Origin of the sequence: Pseudogracilibacillus auburnensis, assembly GCF_003201975.1 — a bacterium.
GTDB lineage: Bacteria > Bacillota > Bacilli > Bacillales > Amphibacillaceae > Pseudogracilibacillus > Pseudogracilibacillus auburnensis.
Map to the genome: position 1 here is coordinate 381,427 of NZ_QJJQ01000001.1, position 16,557 is coordinate 397,983.

At 35.7% G+C, this 16,557-nt stretch carries 18 protein-coding genes and 1 pseudogene; all 19 read left to right on the forward strand.

Annotated elements, in window-relative coordinates:
- The first annotated feature begins 8 nt into the window (after nucleotides 1-8).
- The 19 genes and pseudogenes from DFR56_RS01730 (at nucleotide 9) to tcpF (ending at nucleotide 16,554) form a co-directional block, all read left to right on the forward strand.
- Nucleotides 9-596, forward strand: a complete 588-nt coding sequence (locus DFR56_RS01730) for a TetR/AcrR family transcriptional regulator (protein ID WP_110393693.1) — start codon at nucleotides 9-11, stop codon at nucleotides 594-596.
- A 178-nt stretch (nucleotides 597-774) separates the two neighbouring features.
- A complete protein-coding gene (locus DFR56_RS01735; protein ID WP_110393694.1) occupies nucleotides 775-1,137 on the forward strand; it encodes a hypothetical protein in 363 nt (120 codons plus the stop codon).
- A gap of 662 nt (nucleotides 1,138-1,799) precedes the next feature.
- Complete coding sequence (locus tag DFR56_RS01745; RefSeq protein ID WP_110393695.1) at nucleotides 1,800-2,603, forward strand: nucleotidyltransferase domain-containing protein; 804 nt, start codon at nucleotides 1,800-1,802, stop codon at nucleotides 2,601-2,603.
- 57 nt (nucleotides 2,604-2,660) lie between these two features.
- Entirely contained in the window at nucleotides 2,661-3,245 is a 585-nt protein-coding gene (locus tag DFR56_RS01750; protein ID WP_110393696.1) for a phosphotransferase-like protein, read from the forward strand.
- A 108-nt stretch (nucleotides 3,246-3,353) separates the two neighbouring features.
- Nucleotides 3,354-3,875 carry an RDD family protein gene (locus tag DFR56_RS01755; protein WP_110393697.1) on the forward strand — a complete coding sequence of 174 codons (522 nt, stop codon included), beginning with the start codon at nucleotides 3,354-3,356 and terminating at the stop codon, nucleotides 3,873-3,875.
- A 215-nt stretch (nucleotides 3,876-4,090) separates the two neighbouring features.
- Nucleotides 4,091-4,294, forward strand: a complete 204-nt coding sequence (locus tag DFR56_RS23265) for a hypothetical protein (RefSeq protein ID WP_211320589.1) — start codon at nucleotides 4,091-4,093, stop codon at nucleotides 4,292-4,294.
- Nucleotides 4,295-5,027: 733 nt separating this feature from the next.
- Nucleotides 5,028-5,153 (forward strand): annotated as a pseudogene (locus DFR56_RS23895) (IS4 family transposase); the annotation flags it as partial.
- A gap of 494 nt (nucleotides 5,154-5,647) precedes the next feature.
- On the forward strand, nucleotides 5,648-5,707 hold the full coding sequence (locus tag DFR56_RS23900) for an ErmCL family antibiotic resistance leader peptide (protein ID WP_146214239.1): 60 nt from the start codon (nucleotides 5,648-5,650) through the stop codon (nucleotides 5,705-5,707).
- A 57-nt stretch (nucleotides 5,708-5,764) separates the two neighbouring features.
- Nucleotides 5,765-6,505, forward strand: a complete 741-nt coding sequence (gene erm, locus DFR56_RS01765; protein WP_110393699.1) for a 23S ribosomal RNA methyltransferase Erm — start codon at nucleotides 5,765-5,767, stop codon at nucleotides 6,503-6,505.
- 1,333 nt (nucleotides 6,506-7,838) lie between these two features.
- Nucleotides 7,839-8,900 (forward strand): DNA cytosine methyltransferase, encoded by a 1,062-nt coding sequence (locus DFR56_RS01780; RefSeq protein WP_110393701.1) that lies wholly within the window; start codon nucleotides 7,839-7,841, stop codon nucleotides 8,898-8,900.
- A 68-nt stretch (nucleotides 8,901-8,968) separates the two neighbouring features.
- Entirely contained in the window at nucleotides 8,969-9,163 is a 195-nt protein-coding gene (locus tag DFR56_RS01785) for a hypothetical protein (RefSeq protein WP_110393702.1), read from the forward strand.
- A gap of 107 nt (nucleotides 9,164-9,270) precedes the next feature.
- Nucleotides 9,271-9,585: a YdcP family protein gene (locus DFR56_RS01790; RefSeq protein ID WP_110393703.1), complete on the forward strand. Its 315-nt coding sequence runs from the start codon at nucleotides 9,271-9,273 to the stop codon at nucleotides 9,583-9,585.
- A gap of 13 nt (nucleotides 9,586-9,598) precedes the next feature.
- A complete protein-coding gene (locus DFR56_RS01795; RefSeq protein WP_110393704.1) occupies nucleotides 9,599-9,979 on the forward strand; it encodes a YdcP family protein in 381 nt (126 codons plus the stop codon).
- Nucleotides 9,979-11,319, forward strand: a complete 1,341-nt coding sequence (locus DFR56_RS01800) for an FtsK/SpoIIIE domain-containing protein (RefSeq protein ID WP_110393705.1) — start codon at nucleotides 9,979-9,981, stop codon at nucleotides 11,317-11,319. The genes DFR56_RS01795 and DFR56_RS01800 overlap by 1 nt, the downstream gene beginning before the upstream one ends.
- Before the next feature lie 226 nt (nucleotides 11,320-11,545).
- Nucleotides 11,546-12,748, forward strand: coding sequence for a MobT family relaxase (gene mobT, locus DFR56_RS01805; protein WP_110393706.1), 1,203 nt, complete (start codon nucleotides 11,546-11,548; stop codon nucleotides 12,746-12,748).
- A gap of 25 nt (nucleotides 12,749-12,773) precedes the next feature.
- A complete protein-coding gene (locus DFR56_RS01810; RefSeq protein ID WP_050349780.1) occupies nucleotides 12,774-12,995 on the forward strand; it encodes a hypothetical protein in 222 nt (73 codons plus the stop codon).
- A gap of 168 nt (nucleotides 12,996-13,163) precedes the next feature.
- On the forward strand, nucleotides 13,164-13,664 hold the full coding sequence (locus DFR56_RS01815) for an antirestriction protein ArdA (RefSeq protein WP_110393707.1): 501 nt from the start codon (nucleotides 13,164-13,166) through the stop codon (nucleotides 13,662-13,664).
- Nucleotides 13,665-13,715: 51 nt separating this feature from the next.
- Nucleotides 13,716-14,117 (forward strand): conjugal transfer protein, encoded by a 402-nt coding sequence (locus DFR56_RS01820; RefSeq protein ID WP_425326632.1) that lies wholly within the window; start codon nucleotides 13,716-13,718, stop codon nucleotides 14,115-14,117.
- A complete protein-coding gene (gene tcpF / locus DFR56_RS01825; RefSeq protein ID WP_110393708.1) occupies nucleotides 14,101-16,554 on the forward strand; it encodes a conjugal transfer ATPase TcpF in 2,454 nt (817 codons plus the stop codon). Before DFR56_RS01820 ends, tcpF begins: the two co-directional genes overlap by 17 nt.
- Nucleotides 16,555-16,557: the final 3 nt, after the last annotated feature.

Consider the following 16,557-nt stretch of genomic DNA (forward strand, 5'->3'; position numbering starts at 1 on the left):
AAGACATCATGAGAAAAAGCAAAACGGAAACAGAACACACTATAAATAACTTAATGAAAATAGCGCGACAGCATTTTACGGATTATGGATATGCGAAAGTTACTCTAGAAGAGATTGCAAAAGAAGCAAATGTAACAAGGGGGGCCCTTTATCATCATTTTAAAAATAAAAAAGGGCTTTTTCTCGCTGTATTCGAAGATATTCAAAAAGAGATGGGGGAGTATGTCGAAACAGCTGCAGCAAAGAGTAACGATAGCTGGCAGCAATTATTCAATGGGTGCCTAGCATTTTTAGAAAGTGCTGTGGAATCACGCCATCAACGGATCCTTTTAATTGATGGTCCGGCTGTGTTAGGCTGGGATACCTTTAGAAAAATGGATGAAAAATATTCGATGAATTCCTTGAAGGAACAATTACAATTAATGCTAGAACAGGATATCATAAAGCCTATTTCTTTAGATGCGCTGACTCATTTTCTTTCTGGTGCTATGAATGAAGCAGTTTTATGGATTTCTGGACATTCTGATCAGAAAGGTTCAATGGGGGAAGCGATAATTGTTTTACAGCATTTGTTAGAAGGATTGAGAAATAGGTGAACCACAAAATGATGGGTATGTACAAAAGAAATTGAGAAATGAAGGAGAATTATAAAATTGTATGCAATTCAACAAAAATATGCACTTTTTTGAAGCTTAAAAGGATTTTTGAGCAATCGAAAAGAAATCTTTGATAAGTATATGTAATAAACTAATGAAAACTAAGGAGGTCATTAGAATGAAAAGGACAAGAACTGAATTCAAAGGTGGTAATAACATTGCTATTAAAATACCTAAATTCAAGTACGACGAAACCGTGCATTTTTATAAGGAAGTAATTAAGCTGCCTTATTTAGGTTTCATATCTGAATCCCATGCTTTTCAGTTTGGTGATGCCACATTATGGTTGGATTGTATGGACAATTATTCTCAACAAGATGTGTGGCTTGAGATTCAGACAGATCATATGAAAGCAGCTGCAGATTATCTAAAGGAGAATCACATTAATAGAAGAGATGAGGTGGAGGTGCATGAAAATTCAGATGGTTACTGGATCTCGGATCCATCTGGAACGATCCTCAGAATCAATTCAAGAAAATAGTATTTAGTGTTGATCGTATGAGATTTTCTCTAATATTAAAATCATTCGTGCGAAATTTTATAATTACAATAATGACTATCAGCTCACAACATGTAGTTAATAACGCTTAACGAAACTTTATGTTGTGAGGATGATAGATATAATTAACAATAAAAATGGAACTCAAAGAGATGCTGCACCTTTTAATGATATCTCTGTAAATGGCGTGCAATTTTGTGTAAATAAAGAATAGAAATATTTAGTTATTTATTAAAGGTATCTTCATCAAGCCAAACAACGTGTTATTCATACGTTTAAAGAAGTGAACGCTTCTTCTCCCCAATTAAAGGAGGCCATGGGCAATACTTTTAATCATTTATTAGAACATAGCAATCCTTTTGTTAATTATCGATTGTTTAAAAATACTGCCTATTCTTTAATGCTCATCATAACATTTTTTACTGCATCACTTTTCTCCCCAACAATTACTTAAAAACATTTGAAGCTATTACATCAGACCCTCATAACTAGTTAGTGATCGCTTGTGATGGCAATGAAGTGATTGGAGTACATTAGTGCAACTGATAACTAATAAAAATAGACCAAATGCATTAAGATTTCATGAATGGCTAGGTTTTAAAGCAACATATGAGGATTAAGAAGATAAAGAGGAGTGGTTTCAAATGGTAAACTTAAATGCTGGTTACGGTCTAAATGCTAACGGATATATTGTCAGTGATGTAAGCTCAGAGAAAATTGAGCTTTCTTTCATGCCCTGCATCCAAGAATCGGTTAAGAGTCTTCGAAAATTATTTTATCAACAACTCCACAGTGTTTATGTTTATGGAAGTGTAGCAAGAGGAGATGCTGTTATTTCTAAATCTGATTTAGATCTTATCGCGATGTTTAATGGCAATCTGAGTTCAGAACAATTGACTGAATTAAAAAAGCTTGCTGGTGAACTTTCCGAGAGATATCGATCCTTAGTCCGTGAAGTTGGTATAGCTGTTGCGTATTACGATTATACTATGGACCCATCAAATTATTATGAAAATGCATTTTTGAAGGAACTCTGTGTTTGTGTCTACGGAGAGGATTTAGGAAAACGATTTGGTCCGTATAAACTTACATCTGAGATATCCATTCGCTTCAATGGTGATATTGGTAAGGTTCTCGCACGAACGTTAAACAGATTAAGGACTGCTTCAGACAAAGAATGGATTACAATTGCACAAAACTTCTCCCGTAAACTCATTCGAACATACTATTCCATGGTAATGGTTCGTTCCCAAGTTTGGACGACTCGTCTTTCTGAACAGGCTGAAGTTTTTATTACCTATTTTCCAGAGAAGGAAGCTATTATTTGTACCCTGATAAATTGGATAGATGAACCGCCAATGGATCGAAAGACTGTATTTGATTTGTTTATGAATGAGGGTGAATGGGCTAGAACGAACTTTATACATGAAGCAAATATTTCTAATTAAACGAATTGGTTCAATCGTTGAACAAGGATATCATCAAAACGAATGTAATGTTCTTTAATGAATTATTTGAATATACTGTTATATTTGGAGGTGAAGTTATTAATTCAAAATACATTTGAAGGATTGTGGATGAATCTAGGGGTTGATCATTTTATGAAAATGACTCCCGAAAATTATCAGCCTGGAATTGGATTGCGACCTGGCGGTGAACGGCCTGGTCTTGAACCTATAATTATGCAAGTTTATAAAGCAATGTATGAATCAATTGCTGCACATAGTCGTCAAGGAATAAATGTGGTGGTAGATGTAGAACATCATGACTCCTATTCCGCCCCACGAAGGATTCTCCTCACCTGTGCGCGTATACTAAGGAAGTATCCAGTTGTGTTTGTAGGTGTACATTGTCCAATTGGGGAAATCATGAAACGGCGGAAGGATACTTGGGGAACAGGTTACGCAAAGAATGGGGCAATTCCGGAATCAGTCAAACGATGGCAACATTACGTTCATATACTAGGAATCTATGATCTGGAGGTCGTTACTTCCATAATGAGTTCTGATGAATGTGCACATCTTATTCATCAAAAGCTAAGAGATCTGCCATCCCAAACTGCTTTCCAATTAATTAGGGATATGGAATAGAAAAATAGACAGTCCCATTCTGTTAAGACACGGAATAGATTCGACATCTTCATTTATAGAAATATAACAGTTTTTCATTGAAAATTATACCTTAGAGGGAGGAAATTTATGATCAATTCAACATTTAATATTCGGATTTATGCCTTCTTATTAGATTACCTTGTCATTATGATATACGGAGTTTTTGTCCTTGGCACTATTTCGTTTGTCTTTCGCCCATATGTTCAATTCCTATTTTCTAGTTCTTCTATAGTAGCAGAACTTACAGGTTTTCTCATGATAACATTTCCAGTTTCGCTTTACTTTATTTTATGCGAGTGTTCGAAATGGCAAGGCACTTTGGGCAAAAGAAAAATGGGCATCTGTGTTGTTGACAATTCTGGTCAACGTATAGGCATTGGACGTTCTATAGTGCGAACTACTGTTAAGTTTCTTCCTTGGGAACTAGCTCATTTTACTATATGGCAATTAATGCTGCCATCAAGCATGTCAGACATGATAATTTATATCATATTGGGTATTGTTTATTTTGCAATATTAGTATATTTGATCATCCCTTTCACAAATAAAAAAAGGAAAAATGTGTATGATTGGATAGCAGGAACAGAGGTTGTTCAATGTCATAAGTAGCCGTAGTTGTGGAATAATGTTGGACCTTGAGACTTACGAAAACAACTCGGAGATATGTACTTATCACAGTATTTATGGAGTTTGATCCAATATGGATTATGGCTGTTCTCATTTTAGGGAATGTAGGGGCGACTTTTATACGGGTAGCGCTGTCGAATTCAATTTCCAAAACATTGCCTAAAGATTCAGTAGGTATAGGTATGGGATTTTTCTCCATGTTTAATTTTATAGCTGGTGCTGCTGCAACGGGTATGATAGGAGCATTTTTAGAAAAGGGATTATCGTTCACGGTCTTTCAGCCGTTTATTTACTCGGGTCTTTCAGCTAGATATAGTAGTCTGTTTCTAGTATTTACCTTTATCAGTATGATAATTATTCCGGGTTTCGCATATATTTCTAAGTCTAACAGATCGCGGTAATATAATTATTTGAGAGTAGTGAAAAGCTTAATAGAACATTAATTTGCGAAGAACGAAGATTCGTGATCGAAAATATGTAGAGACTGTTATGCGGACTTACAACGGAAGAAATGGCCAAGTTCAAACAGTTTACGAATAACATATTCATAGAAAGGTGGGAAACCACAAGTATTGGCTGGCCCGTTAGGTAAATCAAGACCTACTCGTCGCGAAATCAACCATTGACACCCTACAGGCAGTTGGATTAAAATCTATCTATAGTAGAAGTTAAGCTATGGGAAACAAGAAAGGTTTACAGTCATAAAGAGGAACTGCTAAAGAATTTGAGTGAAAGAACTGGGAGAAGTATATTACACGAATTAAATGGTGAAGAATTGCAATTACTAATAAGTCATATAGAAAAATCGTACTCAACAAATACTACTATAATTGAAAAAGATAGATGGACAATTTGGAAAGCAGTAAAATAGCAGGTAGATCAGATATAGTATGTGAAAAACCGTGTGTAAAGATAACTTGGTGCATATCATAAAAAAGGAGAATTGTTTTTTAGTACAACTGATAAAAGAAAACTAAAGAATCTGGACGGTGAAAGAAGAATTGATGTAGAAGCTATGAGGACATAAAAAATCTATAAGATAAGCGCTGGATATAATCTGTTAGAACAAATATTTATTCATTCATTTCTTCTTGGTATTTTTCTCTGGATTATACCTGCATCTATTGGGTTGTTGTCCTCATTCAAATCGAAAGGATTAGCAAGTATAAAACTTTACAGATTAGCCGCTATTTAAAGGCTGCTTTATGGAAACAAGTGCAAATCTGGCTTCGAAAAATTGGAGGAAAGGACGTTCCTTAAGAGAATAAAGTGTCGTAGTCTCACTAGTGTAATTGTAAGTGAAATCCAAATGGATGGACCACCTTTAGTTGGGTATTTATTTTTTGACACTAGACAGTAAAGACACTAACTGAAAGTCTATCAACGTTTATACAACACTGGTGATAAAAAAATTGCAGATATATTGAAATTCTATTTTAAGGATTCTAGAGTTAAAAATTCAAGTGCAGAATCCTAACATACAAGTACTTTACGAATATATATCGCTATTCAATGTATCGCTTGATGAATTTTTCTTATATACAGCCAAGGATATTGGACCTGGGTGGATAGACAAACAGATGAATGATTGTTTTGAATAAATTTATGAGTCAAATATTTTTTGAATCTAATAAATATTTGTGCTAATATAGGTTCAAATGTAAGGAGGAATTCTAAAGCCTCTATACTCTATTTTGTAATTGATTATTTTCTTTGTCACTGTTAATCATGTCAAACAATGAAGGAGAATATATATGTGTGTTTTTTCTGTTTATGCAATAGATACATTTCATTATCAACCTAACGAAAAATAAAAGGTTATAATGAATTGTTGAAATACATTCATTGTAGCCTGATTGGAGAGGGTTATAATGAACAAACAAGACATAAAAGTTACTCAGAATTTTATTACTTCAAAATCTCATGTAGAAAAAATAATAAATGAAACAAATTTAAAAAATAAAGATAATATTTTTGAAATAGGAGCGGGTAAGGGTCATTTCACGTTGGAATTGGCTAAAAGATGTAATCATGTAACGTCAATAGAAATTGATCCTATATTATGTGAGATAACACGCAATAAGCTTTTAAACTACTCTAATTATCAAATAATTAATGCTAATATATTGCGTTTTAAGTTTCCAAAGCGAAAAACCTATAAAATATATGGAAATATACCGTGTAATATAAGTACAGATATTGTTCGAAAAATTGCTTTCGAAAGTACAGCTACAATTAGTTATTTAATTGTAGAATATGGATTTGCGAAAAGATTATTAAATACAAATAGGTCATTAGCATTGCTTTTAATGACAGAGGTAGATATTTCTATCCTGAAAAAAATCCCTAGGGACTATTTTCATCCGAAACCTAGAGTAAATAGTGTATTAATCGTGTTGAAACGAAAATCCATAAGAATGTCAGTCAAAGAGAGAAAAGTATATAAATACTTTTTGATGAATTGGGTTCAAAAGGAATATAAAAAATTGTTCACAAAGAACCAATTTAATAAAGCTTTAAAACATGCTGGGATAAATGACTTAAGAAATATTAGTTTCAATCAATTTTTATCCCTTTTCAATAGTTACAAATTGTTTAATAATTTAAAGTGATATAAACTTGAGAGCATGGAATAATGCGATTAACGCCTACGGTATAATAGACCGAACCCAACAAGAGGGGCGGCGCAAGAGCGAAAATGATCCCTCAATTGCCCATCAAGCATACGAGGGGTTATTTTTTTGGTCAGACATTATAAACGCAACTAACATCCCGAAGGATATTATGGCAATGAAAAGAATACAAAAGAATTCGTCCCTTTTAGTTATGCACATTTATCAAAGGGTCAGAATTTGATAGGAAAGTTAAAAATATTATCCTAGATGATAAGAACCATCCAATAGAAGTACAGGTTGATATTCTTGTTATTAAAGCAGAAGGAGAGCTTTTGTTTCTATTAGATTATGAATTAGATCCAACCAAAGTAATTTCTGCTACTACTTTTAACACAGATACATCTAACAACGATACAGGATTATAAAGTACCTGTATGCTAGGGTGCTGTCCTTTAATTTTAAAATCCTTGATTCATGTGCAATATTTCTCCTGTTTAAAAAAGATGTCAACTAACGTTTAAAATTTGACATCGTTGTCTATACTCCAAACTGTTGTGCCTAAAGGCTTTAAGGAACTTTGTAATTGTTTCCTGATGTTTTTCTACCCCCCTGTTAGAAACGGGGGGTTAAGGCGTGGCTGTCGCCACGCAGGCTTAGCCCAGTACCGTCGGCTTTCGCTTCGCACGCCGCCGCACTGGGCAGCCTTTATTGTGCTTATTTTAGCAATTTTATTTACAAGCCATGGTGTAGACATTTGGTTTGTAAAATTCAAAAGTTACATCGTATTTTTATCATTAGTTATAATTATATGAAAAGTAGATTTTTAACACTTTCAAATAACATTCCTTAAAATGAATGAAAAAGCTGAAATGATTTCTGATTTCAGCTTTGTGATTTATTAAAATCTGTGGCACAGTCGTGGCACACTTTATATCAATTTACATGTTTTTATTGTTTTTGATATTTCTTTAAATCCCTTCATATCAACAATATTGCACCATATTGTATTGGCGAAGTACTGAGTGGGAGTAATTCACTAAGAGCATTTGAAGTGAAAACGTTGATTTGACTGCATTTTGATGGTACGTAAAATGGATAAAACAATCAAAAATGAATAGGTTCTCCGCCAAGATTCCGCCAGAGGAAACGGAGAAAAATGAGGGATGTTGTGTAAAAGCAATATCTCTTTTTTTGTTCCTTCATTTTTTGAAGTCACTGCTTATCAGTATTTTTTGCACATGTATGATTAGAAAGTGAGAGGAGTAATTAAAAATATTATTTCCATTTATAAATGTCATTTATAAATTTTTCCGCCAAAGGATGATTACCTATGACAGTTATTACATTGGGAAGTTTATTTGATGGAATCGGGGTATTTCCTCTAGCTGGTTCTTGTTACGGAATTATACCAACATGGGCAAGTGAGATAGAGAAAGCACCTGTATCTATTACAAAACGGCATTTCCCTAACATGCTTCATCTCGGGGATATCACAAAAATAGATGGTGGAGAAATACCGCCTGTTCATATCATTACTTTTGGTTCACCTTGTCAGAACTTATCAAATATCGGAAAAAGAGAAGGTCTTGCAGGAAGTCAATCTAGTTTATTTTATCATGCAATCCGAATTATTGAAGAAATGAGGTGTGCAACGAATGGAACATATCCAGTTATCGCTGTTTGGGAAAACGTCATGGGAGCTTTTTCATCAAATAACCGGTTGGATTTTAAAGCCGTGTTGGAGTCGTTCACAAAAACCGCTGTTCCAATGCCTGCTTCTGGAGAATGGGCAAACGCTGGAATGGTCCGAGGGAAGGATGTTGAAGTGTGTTGGCGACTATTGGACGCCCGATATTGGGAAATCCCCACGCTTGCTCAAAGAAGAAGACGTATCTTCCTCGTGGCAGATTTTGGAGGAACACGTGCCAGAGAAATACTATTTAAAACCCGCGATTTGCAGTCGTTTCCTACGTCTTGCGGAGAAAGCAGGCTGCCCTCCTCCGTTGCCAGTCGAAGATTTACTGAAAAAACAAGGAGGAAAATACCCATCGTCCGACCCTTTCAAGAAAGACGTATGCGAAGTGCCGCAAAAGATAAAAACAAATCAGGGTTCATTGGAAGTTTTGGACGGACAAATGACCCTTTCCCCACTTTGCTCGCAGGCTCTGTAAATTATTTTTCATTTTGGTACGAAGGAGAAGAAAAAGAAGGATTTATTCGTCAGCTTACCCCATTAGAATGTGAACGTTTGATGGGATTACCAGAGGGTTGGACAGCTTTAGGACACAAAGATGAAGCAATTAGTGATCATGCAAGATACAAAGCGCTTGGAAATGCGATAGCTGTACCATGTGTGGCATATATTATGGCTGGTATTGCGGAAGTTTTATAGATAAACAAACTAACGTGTGACAAATTCTATCTGTCATGCTTTTTTTATTGCTTCATCCATGAAGGAGTGTGGTTTCTTTGGAAGAGAATGAAACAAAGGTGATGGAATGGATTGAGGACCATTTTGTTATGAATGAAATTGAGATTGAAGACTTTCCTTTTTTTCCTTATGGGAAATTGATACGTGATGAAAATGGAGAAACAATGGTTGTATTTTGGTGTGTGATTTATGGACGTGTGGATTATCGGCTACAAGAATCATAGGAGTGATTGACAAATGAAGATGTATTTTTCTCGTTCCCCTCCCCTCTGCCCTTGCTTTCCATATGAATAGATAACCAAAAATTAAAACAAGAAAAGAGGTTTATATAATGGAATTGAAATATGTTATTCCAAACATGGAAAAAACTTTTGGAAATTTAGAATATGCAGGAGAAGGCAAAGTTGAACAGCGACGGATTAATGGACGCATGACCACTCTTTCTCGAAGCTATAATCTGTATTCTGATATTCAACGTGCAGATGATGTTGAGGTGATTCTCCCCCAAGAAGCAGGAGAAAAGTTCTTTGAACATGAGGAAAAAATAAAACTAGTCAATGCAAGAATCACCGCAGAGGGTTATAAAATTGGAGAACGTGGTTTCACAAATTATATTTTACATGCAGATGACATGGTAAAAGCATAAGGAGGAAAAAGGTATGAGATTAGCACAAGGTATTGTCATTGATAAAGAAAAAACTTTTGGTTTATTGAAGTTTTCTGCATTACGACGTGAAGTTTTTCTGCAAAACGAAGATGGTACAGTATCAACCGAAGTTAAAGAACGCACCTATGACTTAAAATCGAGGGAACAAGGGCGCATGATTCAAGTAAGTATTCCTGCTTCTGTTCCCTTAAAAGAATTTGATTATAATGCAGAAGTAGAAATTATTAATCCCGTCGCAGATACAGTTGCAAATGCAACATTTCGTGGAGCGGATGTTGATTGGTACATTAAAGCAGATGATTTAATCTTAAAGGGAAAAGCGACAGCATCGACAAGTAACATTCCAAAATCTAGTCCAAATAAAGACAAATAATGAAAACTTTTAAAAGACGAGGGAAACGAATTCGAGCGAGTGATGTATCCCTCGTTTTTCAATTTATATTCTTTGGAATCGTTGGTGTATGGTTCGCTTCTTTTATCCCCTTTCATCTGTTATTTTTACTTTCTACAACGTGGCGGCTTGATCTATTTCAAAAACATTTTATGAGTACGTATGGATTGATTTCATTGGTGATTAGTTTAGTGATAGTAGCTAGCTGTGCTTTTCTTTATTATCGCTATCGGTATGACCGTATCAGACAGGTTATTCACCGTCAGAAGCTTGCTAAAATGATTACGGAAAATGGTTGGTATGAAAAGAAACAAGTACAATCAAGTAGCTTCTTTAAAGACATACCAAATGGGAAAGCAAAAGATAAAATTAGTCACTTTCCTAAAATGTACTATCGGCTTGAAAAAGAATTGCTCCATATTCAAACAGAAATCACATTGGGAAAATATCAAGAACAGTTACTAAACCTCGAAAATAAACTGGAAAGTGGTTTGTACTGTGAATTGGTATCGAAAGAGTTACATGATTCTTTTGTGGAATATACCTTGCTCTATGACACAATTAATAGTCGTATTTCCATTGATGAAGTCATTGCACAAAATGGTAGTTTAAAGCTCATGGATGCGATGTATTGGGAATATGATAAGTTGCCACATATGTTAATTGCTGGTGGTACTGGCGGTGGGAAAACGTATTTTATTCTTACACTGATTGAAGCTTTACTAAAAACAGATGCAAAATTGTATATCCTAGATCCAAAAAATGCCGATTTAGCGGATTTAGCCACAGTTATGCCTGATGTGTATTATAAAAAAGAAGATATGATGACATGTATTGACCAATTTTATGAAGATATGATGGCTCGTAGTGAAGAAATGAAACAGATGCCTAACTATAAGACAGGAGAAAACTATGCTTATTTAGGCTTATCTCCTCACTTTTTAGTTTTTGACGAGTACGTGGCATTTATGGAAATGCTTGTTTCTAAGGAAAATACGGCCGTATTAACCAAACTAAAACAGATTGTTATGCTAGGACGACAAGCAGGATTCTTTCTTATTCTTGCCTGTCAACGACCAGACGCAAAATACCTTGGGGATGGCATTCGTGATCAATTTAATTTTCGGGTTGCTTTAGGTCGTATGAGTGAACTTGGGTATGGCATGATGTTTGGAACGGACGTACAAAAACAATTTTTCTTAAAACAGATCAAAGGACGAGGATATGTTGATAAAGGCGATAATATCATTTCAGAATTTTATACACCACTTGTCCCGAAAGAACATGACTTTTTAAATGAAATTGCTAAACTCGCCCAATAAAGGCTGCACAGTGCGGCGGCGTGCGAAGCGAAAGCCGACGTGCTGGGCTAAGCCTGCGTGGCGATAGCCACGCCTTACCCCCCATTTCTAACAGGGGGGTAGAAAAACAATAAGAAGCTGTTCCAAAGACCAATAACACCTAATGGCACAACGGTTTGGAGCATATGAAGAAGATGTCAGCTTTTAACCTTTAGTTGACATCTTTTTTTAATTTGGAGGAATGCACATGAATCAAGTACCTTGGTATCAACAATTAAGAGAAAAACGATTGGAATATGGTGTATCGCAAAATAAACTGGCTGTTCATATTGGCATTTCAAGACAATATATTAGTGAAATTGAAACAGGAAAAGTAACTCCAACTCAAACATTACAAAATGCTATATTCGATATTTTAGAGCATTTTAATCCAGATGCACCACTGGAAATCTTGTTTGATTATGTACGGATTCGATTTTTAACGACAAACGCGAAGCCTGTCATTGAAGAGATTTTGAAACTCAAAATGGAGTACATGTTACATGAGGATTATGCGTTTTACTCTTATATGGAACAATACGTTTTTGGTGATATAGTCGTCATGGTTTCACCAGATGAAGATAAAGGTTGTTTGCTCGAACTTAAAGGAAAAGGATGCAGACAATTTGAGAATTTCCTACTAGCACAGCAACGAACATGGTTCGATTTTTTTATGGACGTATTTCGTGTTGGTGGGGTTTTTAAACGAATTGATCTTGCGATAAACGATAAGACAAGCATATTGGATATTCCGTTTCTAACAGAAAAATGCCGTCAAGAAGAATGTATCTCTGTTTTTCGTAGTTTCAAAAGTTATCGTTCTGGTGAACTCGTACAGAATGAAGAAAAGCCTGACATGGGAAATACCTTATATATCGGTTCTTTAAAAAGTGATGTGTACTTCTGTACGTATGAAAAGGATTACGAACAATATGTGAAACATGGAACATCACTCGAAGATACAGATGTGAAAAATCGTTTTGAAATCCGTTTAAAGAATGATCGTGCTTATCATGCGGTTGTAGATTTAATGACGTATGAAGATGCTGGACGAACCGCCTTCTCGATTATTAATCGGTATATTCGTTTTGTCGATAAAGACGAGGAAAAACGCCGAAGCAGTTGGAAAATGAATAAGGAATGGCAACGATTTATTGATTTAGGCGTGAATAGAAAAATTTCTTTAACGACAAAACCTGAACCTTATACGTTTGATAAATCATTAAGATGGCTGGCGCGACAAGTTGCTCCTACTTGGAAATTAGCAACAAAAATAGATGAACTTAATCAAACGAGTGTAATCAAGGACATGTTGGAACAGGTAGAATTATCCGAACGACACCAAAAGATACTCATGCAACAAACCATCCCTATCGAGAAAGTGATTCAACCACTATCAGATAATGAATGATTAACTAATGAAGGGAGAAATTTAAATGAACTTTGGGCAGAACCTGTACAACTGGTTTTTAAGTAATGCACAATCTTTGGTATTGATGGCGATAGTCGTGATTGGGATTTACTTGGGTTTTAAACGAGAGTTTTCTAAGCTGATTGGCTTTTTAATTGTTGCTCTGGTTGCGGTTGGATTAGTCTTTAATGCAAGTGGAGTGAAAGATGTATTGTTAAACTTATTTAATCGAATCATAGGGGCTTAAATTGTACCGTTTTTTTGTGGAAGATAAGTGTTCTTCTTATGTTCTGCAAAAATATGGTGAACCAAACGGTAGTGCGGTAGGGATTAACAAGTCTATTTTGTGTATCAGCAGATAAAACACTGCTGCTTTTTTTTATGGCTATTTTTAATGAAAAGGATGTGAATTTTTATGGAAATGCAAGTTTTTATAACGAATCTCGGTAAGTATAATGAGGGGGAAGTTAATGGTGCTTGGTTTACACCACCCATTGATTTTGAGGAAGTAAAAGAACGTATCGGTTTGAATGGAGAGTATGAAGAATATGCCATCTTTGATTACGAACTCCCTTTTGAAATTGGTGAATATACACCTATTTCAGAAGTGAACCGTTTATGTGCGATGGTGGAAGAAATTGCCGGGACACCACTTTATGATTCTCTTTCTGAAGTTCAAAGCTATTGGTTTAACAGTATAGAAGAATTGCTGGAACACCAAGATGATATTATGTACTATCCTGATTGTGAGAATATGGCAGATGTCGCGAGAGTGTTGGTGGAAGAAACAGGAATGTTAGGAGAAGTCCCTGCTAATCTACAAAACTATTTTGATTATGAAGCCTTTGGGCGTGATTTAGAAATTGAGGGTAGCTTTCTTATTACGTCAAATGGTGTATTTGAATATACGCAGTAAGTGGCAAAGCAGCTTGTTATCGTACAGGCTGCTTTTTCTATTGATGAAAGGGTGATTGTTTTGAGAAAGCTAAAGAGCTATACACGTATTTGGTCAGTCGAGAAAGTAATTTATGCCATTAATGATTTTCGTTTGCCTTTTCCCGTCACATTCAATCAAATGTCATGGTTTGTTATCTCTCTTCTGATGGTGATGTTACTTGGAAATCTTCCCCCACTCTCTTTGATCGAAGGGGCGTTATTAAAATATGTCGGAATACCAGTTGGTTTGACATGGTTTATGAGTCAGAAAACATTTGATGGCAAAAAACCATATAGCTTTCTCAAGTCTGGATTGACCTATTGGTTGCGACCTAAAGTTACGTATGCAGGAAAGCCTATCAAACTACAACATGTAAAGGTAAATAAAGTTTTAACGGCTGTTAGGAGTGAAATACATGCGTTATCCGATTAAATATATTGAAAACAATCTTGTCTTTAACCATGACGGGGAATGTTTTGTGTATTATGAATTACTCCCTTATAATTATTCGTTTCTTTCACCAGATGAAAAAATACAAGTACACAATCACTTCCGTCAATTAATTGCGCAAAATCAAGATGGAAAAATTCATGCTTTACAAATTAGTACGGCAAGCAGTATCCGATCGGTACAGGAACGAAGTAAAGAGTTAGTGACAGGACGATTAAAAGAAGTTGCTTATGAGCGTATTGATGACCAAACGGAAGCCCTAGTTTCCATGATCGGGGAACATCAAGTAGATTATCGTTTTTATATCGGTTTTAAACTATTGCTGAATGAAGAAGAAGTCAGTATGAAAGCAATGGGGAAAAACATTAAAAATTCACTATCTTCATTTGTCCGTGATGTAAACCATCACCTGATGGGAGATTTTGTTTCCATGCCTCATGAAGAAATTAGACGTTTCTCTAAAATGGAATCTTTATTACAAAACAAAATTTCTAGACGTTTTAAGGTACGACCGCTAGATAAAAATGACTTTGGTTATCTGATTGAACATCTTCACGGTCAAACTGGAATAGCTTATGACGAATATGATTATGCCCTACCTCTAAAGAAATTAAAAAGGGAAACTTTAGTGAAGCGTTATGATCTGATTAAACCGGCTCGTTGTTTGATTGAAGAAAAACAACGCTATCTAAAAATCGAGCAGGAAGAACAAACAACGTATGTGGCATACTTTACGATTAATTCCATTGTTGGTGATCTTGAGTTTCCATCAGATGAAATCTTTTATTATCAACAACAACAATTCGATTTTCCGATTGATACATCCATGAATGTGGAAATAGTCACGAACAAAAAAGCCTTGTCTACGGTGCGGAATAAGAAAAAGGAGCTAAAAGATTTAGATAACCATGCCTGGGAATCCGATAACGAAACGGGCAGCAATGTCATCGATGCGTTGGAACAGGTAAATGAATTAGAAGATGTACTCGACCAAAGTAAAGAATCGATGTATAAGTTAAGCTACGTGATTCGCGTGTCTGCTCCTAACTTGGACGAACTTAAACAGCGTTGTAATGAGGTAAAAGATTTTTATGATGATTTGAACGTAAAACTCGTTCGTCCATTTGGAGATATGATCGGTTTACACAGTGAATTTATCCCAGCCAGTAAACGATATATGAATGATTATATTCAGTATGTCACATCTGATTTTCTTGCAGGACTTGGGTTTGGTGCAACACAAATGCTAGGAGAAACGGAAGGTATTTATTTTGGTTACAACTTAGATACGGGAAGAAATGTGTATCTCAACCCAAGCCTAGCCAGTCAAGGTGTGAAAGGTTCTGTCACCAATGCGTTAGCTTCTGCTTTCTTAGGTTCACTCGGTGGTGGTAAATCTTTTTCCAATAATCTACTTGTCTATTATGCGGTTCTCTTTGGTGGTCAGGCCCTCATTGTCGATCCAAAGGCAGAACGAGGAAATTGGAAAAAAACGTTGCCTGAAATTGCTCATGAAATAAATATTGTTAATTTAACCAGTGACGATACCAATAAAGGATTACTTGACCCGTATGTCATTATGAAAAAGAAAAAGGATTCGGAAAGTCTTGCGATTGATATTCTTACCTTCCTCACAGGTATATCGAGTCGAGATGGAGATAAATTCCCTGTATTACGACGAGCGATTCGAGCTGTCGGCCAACAGGAGGAACGTGGCTTGCTTCTCGTCATTCAGGAACTAAGAAGTGATCCTAATCCATTAGCTGGTCCGATTGCTGACCATATCGAAAGTTTTACTGACTATGACTTCGCTCACCTTCTGTTTTCGGATGGGACTGTGGAAAATTCGATTAGTTTAGAAAAACAGTTGAATATGATCCAAGTGGCGGATTTGGTGTTACCAGATGCAGAAACAGGTTTTGAAGAATATACGACGATGGAGCTTTTGAGTGTTGCTATGCTGATTGTTATTTCTACTTTTGCATTAGATTTTATTCATTCAGATCGCAGTATATTTAAAATCGTGGACTTAGACGAAGCATGGTCGTTCCTACAAGTTGCACAAGGAAAGACTTTATCTAACAAACTAGTACGAGCAGGTCGTGCCATGAATGCCGGCGTCTACTTTGTTACACAGAATTCGGATGATCTAACCGATGAAAAACTGAAGAATAATATCGGTGTAAAGTTCGCCTTTCGTTCTAGAGATATGACAGAAATAAAGAAAACACTTCAATTCTTTGGTGTGGATTCGGAAGATGAATCCAATCAAAGGCGATTACGAGAACTGGAAAACGGACAATGTTTAATTCAAGACTTATATGGACGTGTAGGTATTATTCAAGTCCATCCTGTCTTTGAAGATTTATTTCATGCTTTCGATACCCGACCTCCTGTAAGTGAAAAGGAAACGAGGTGACAA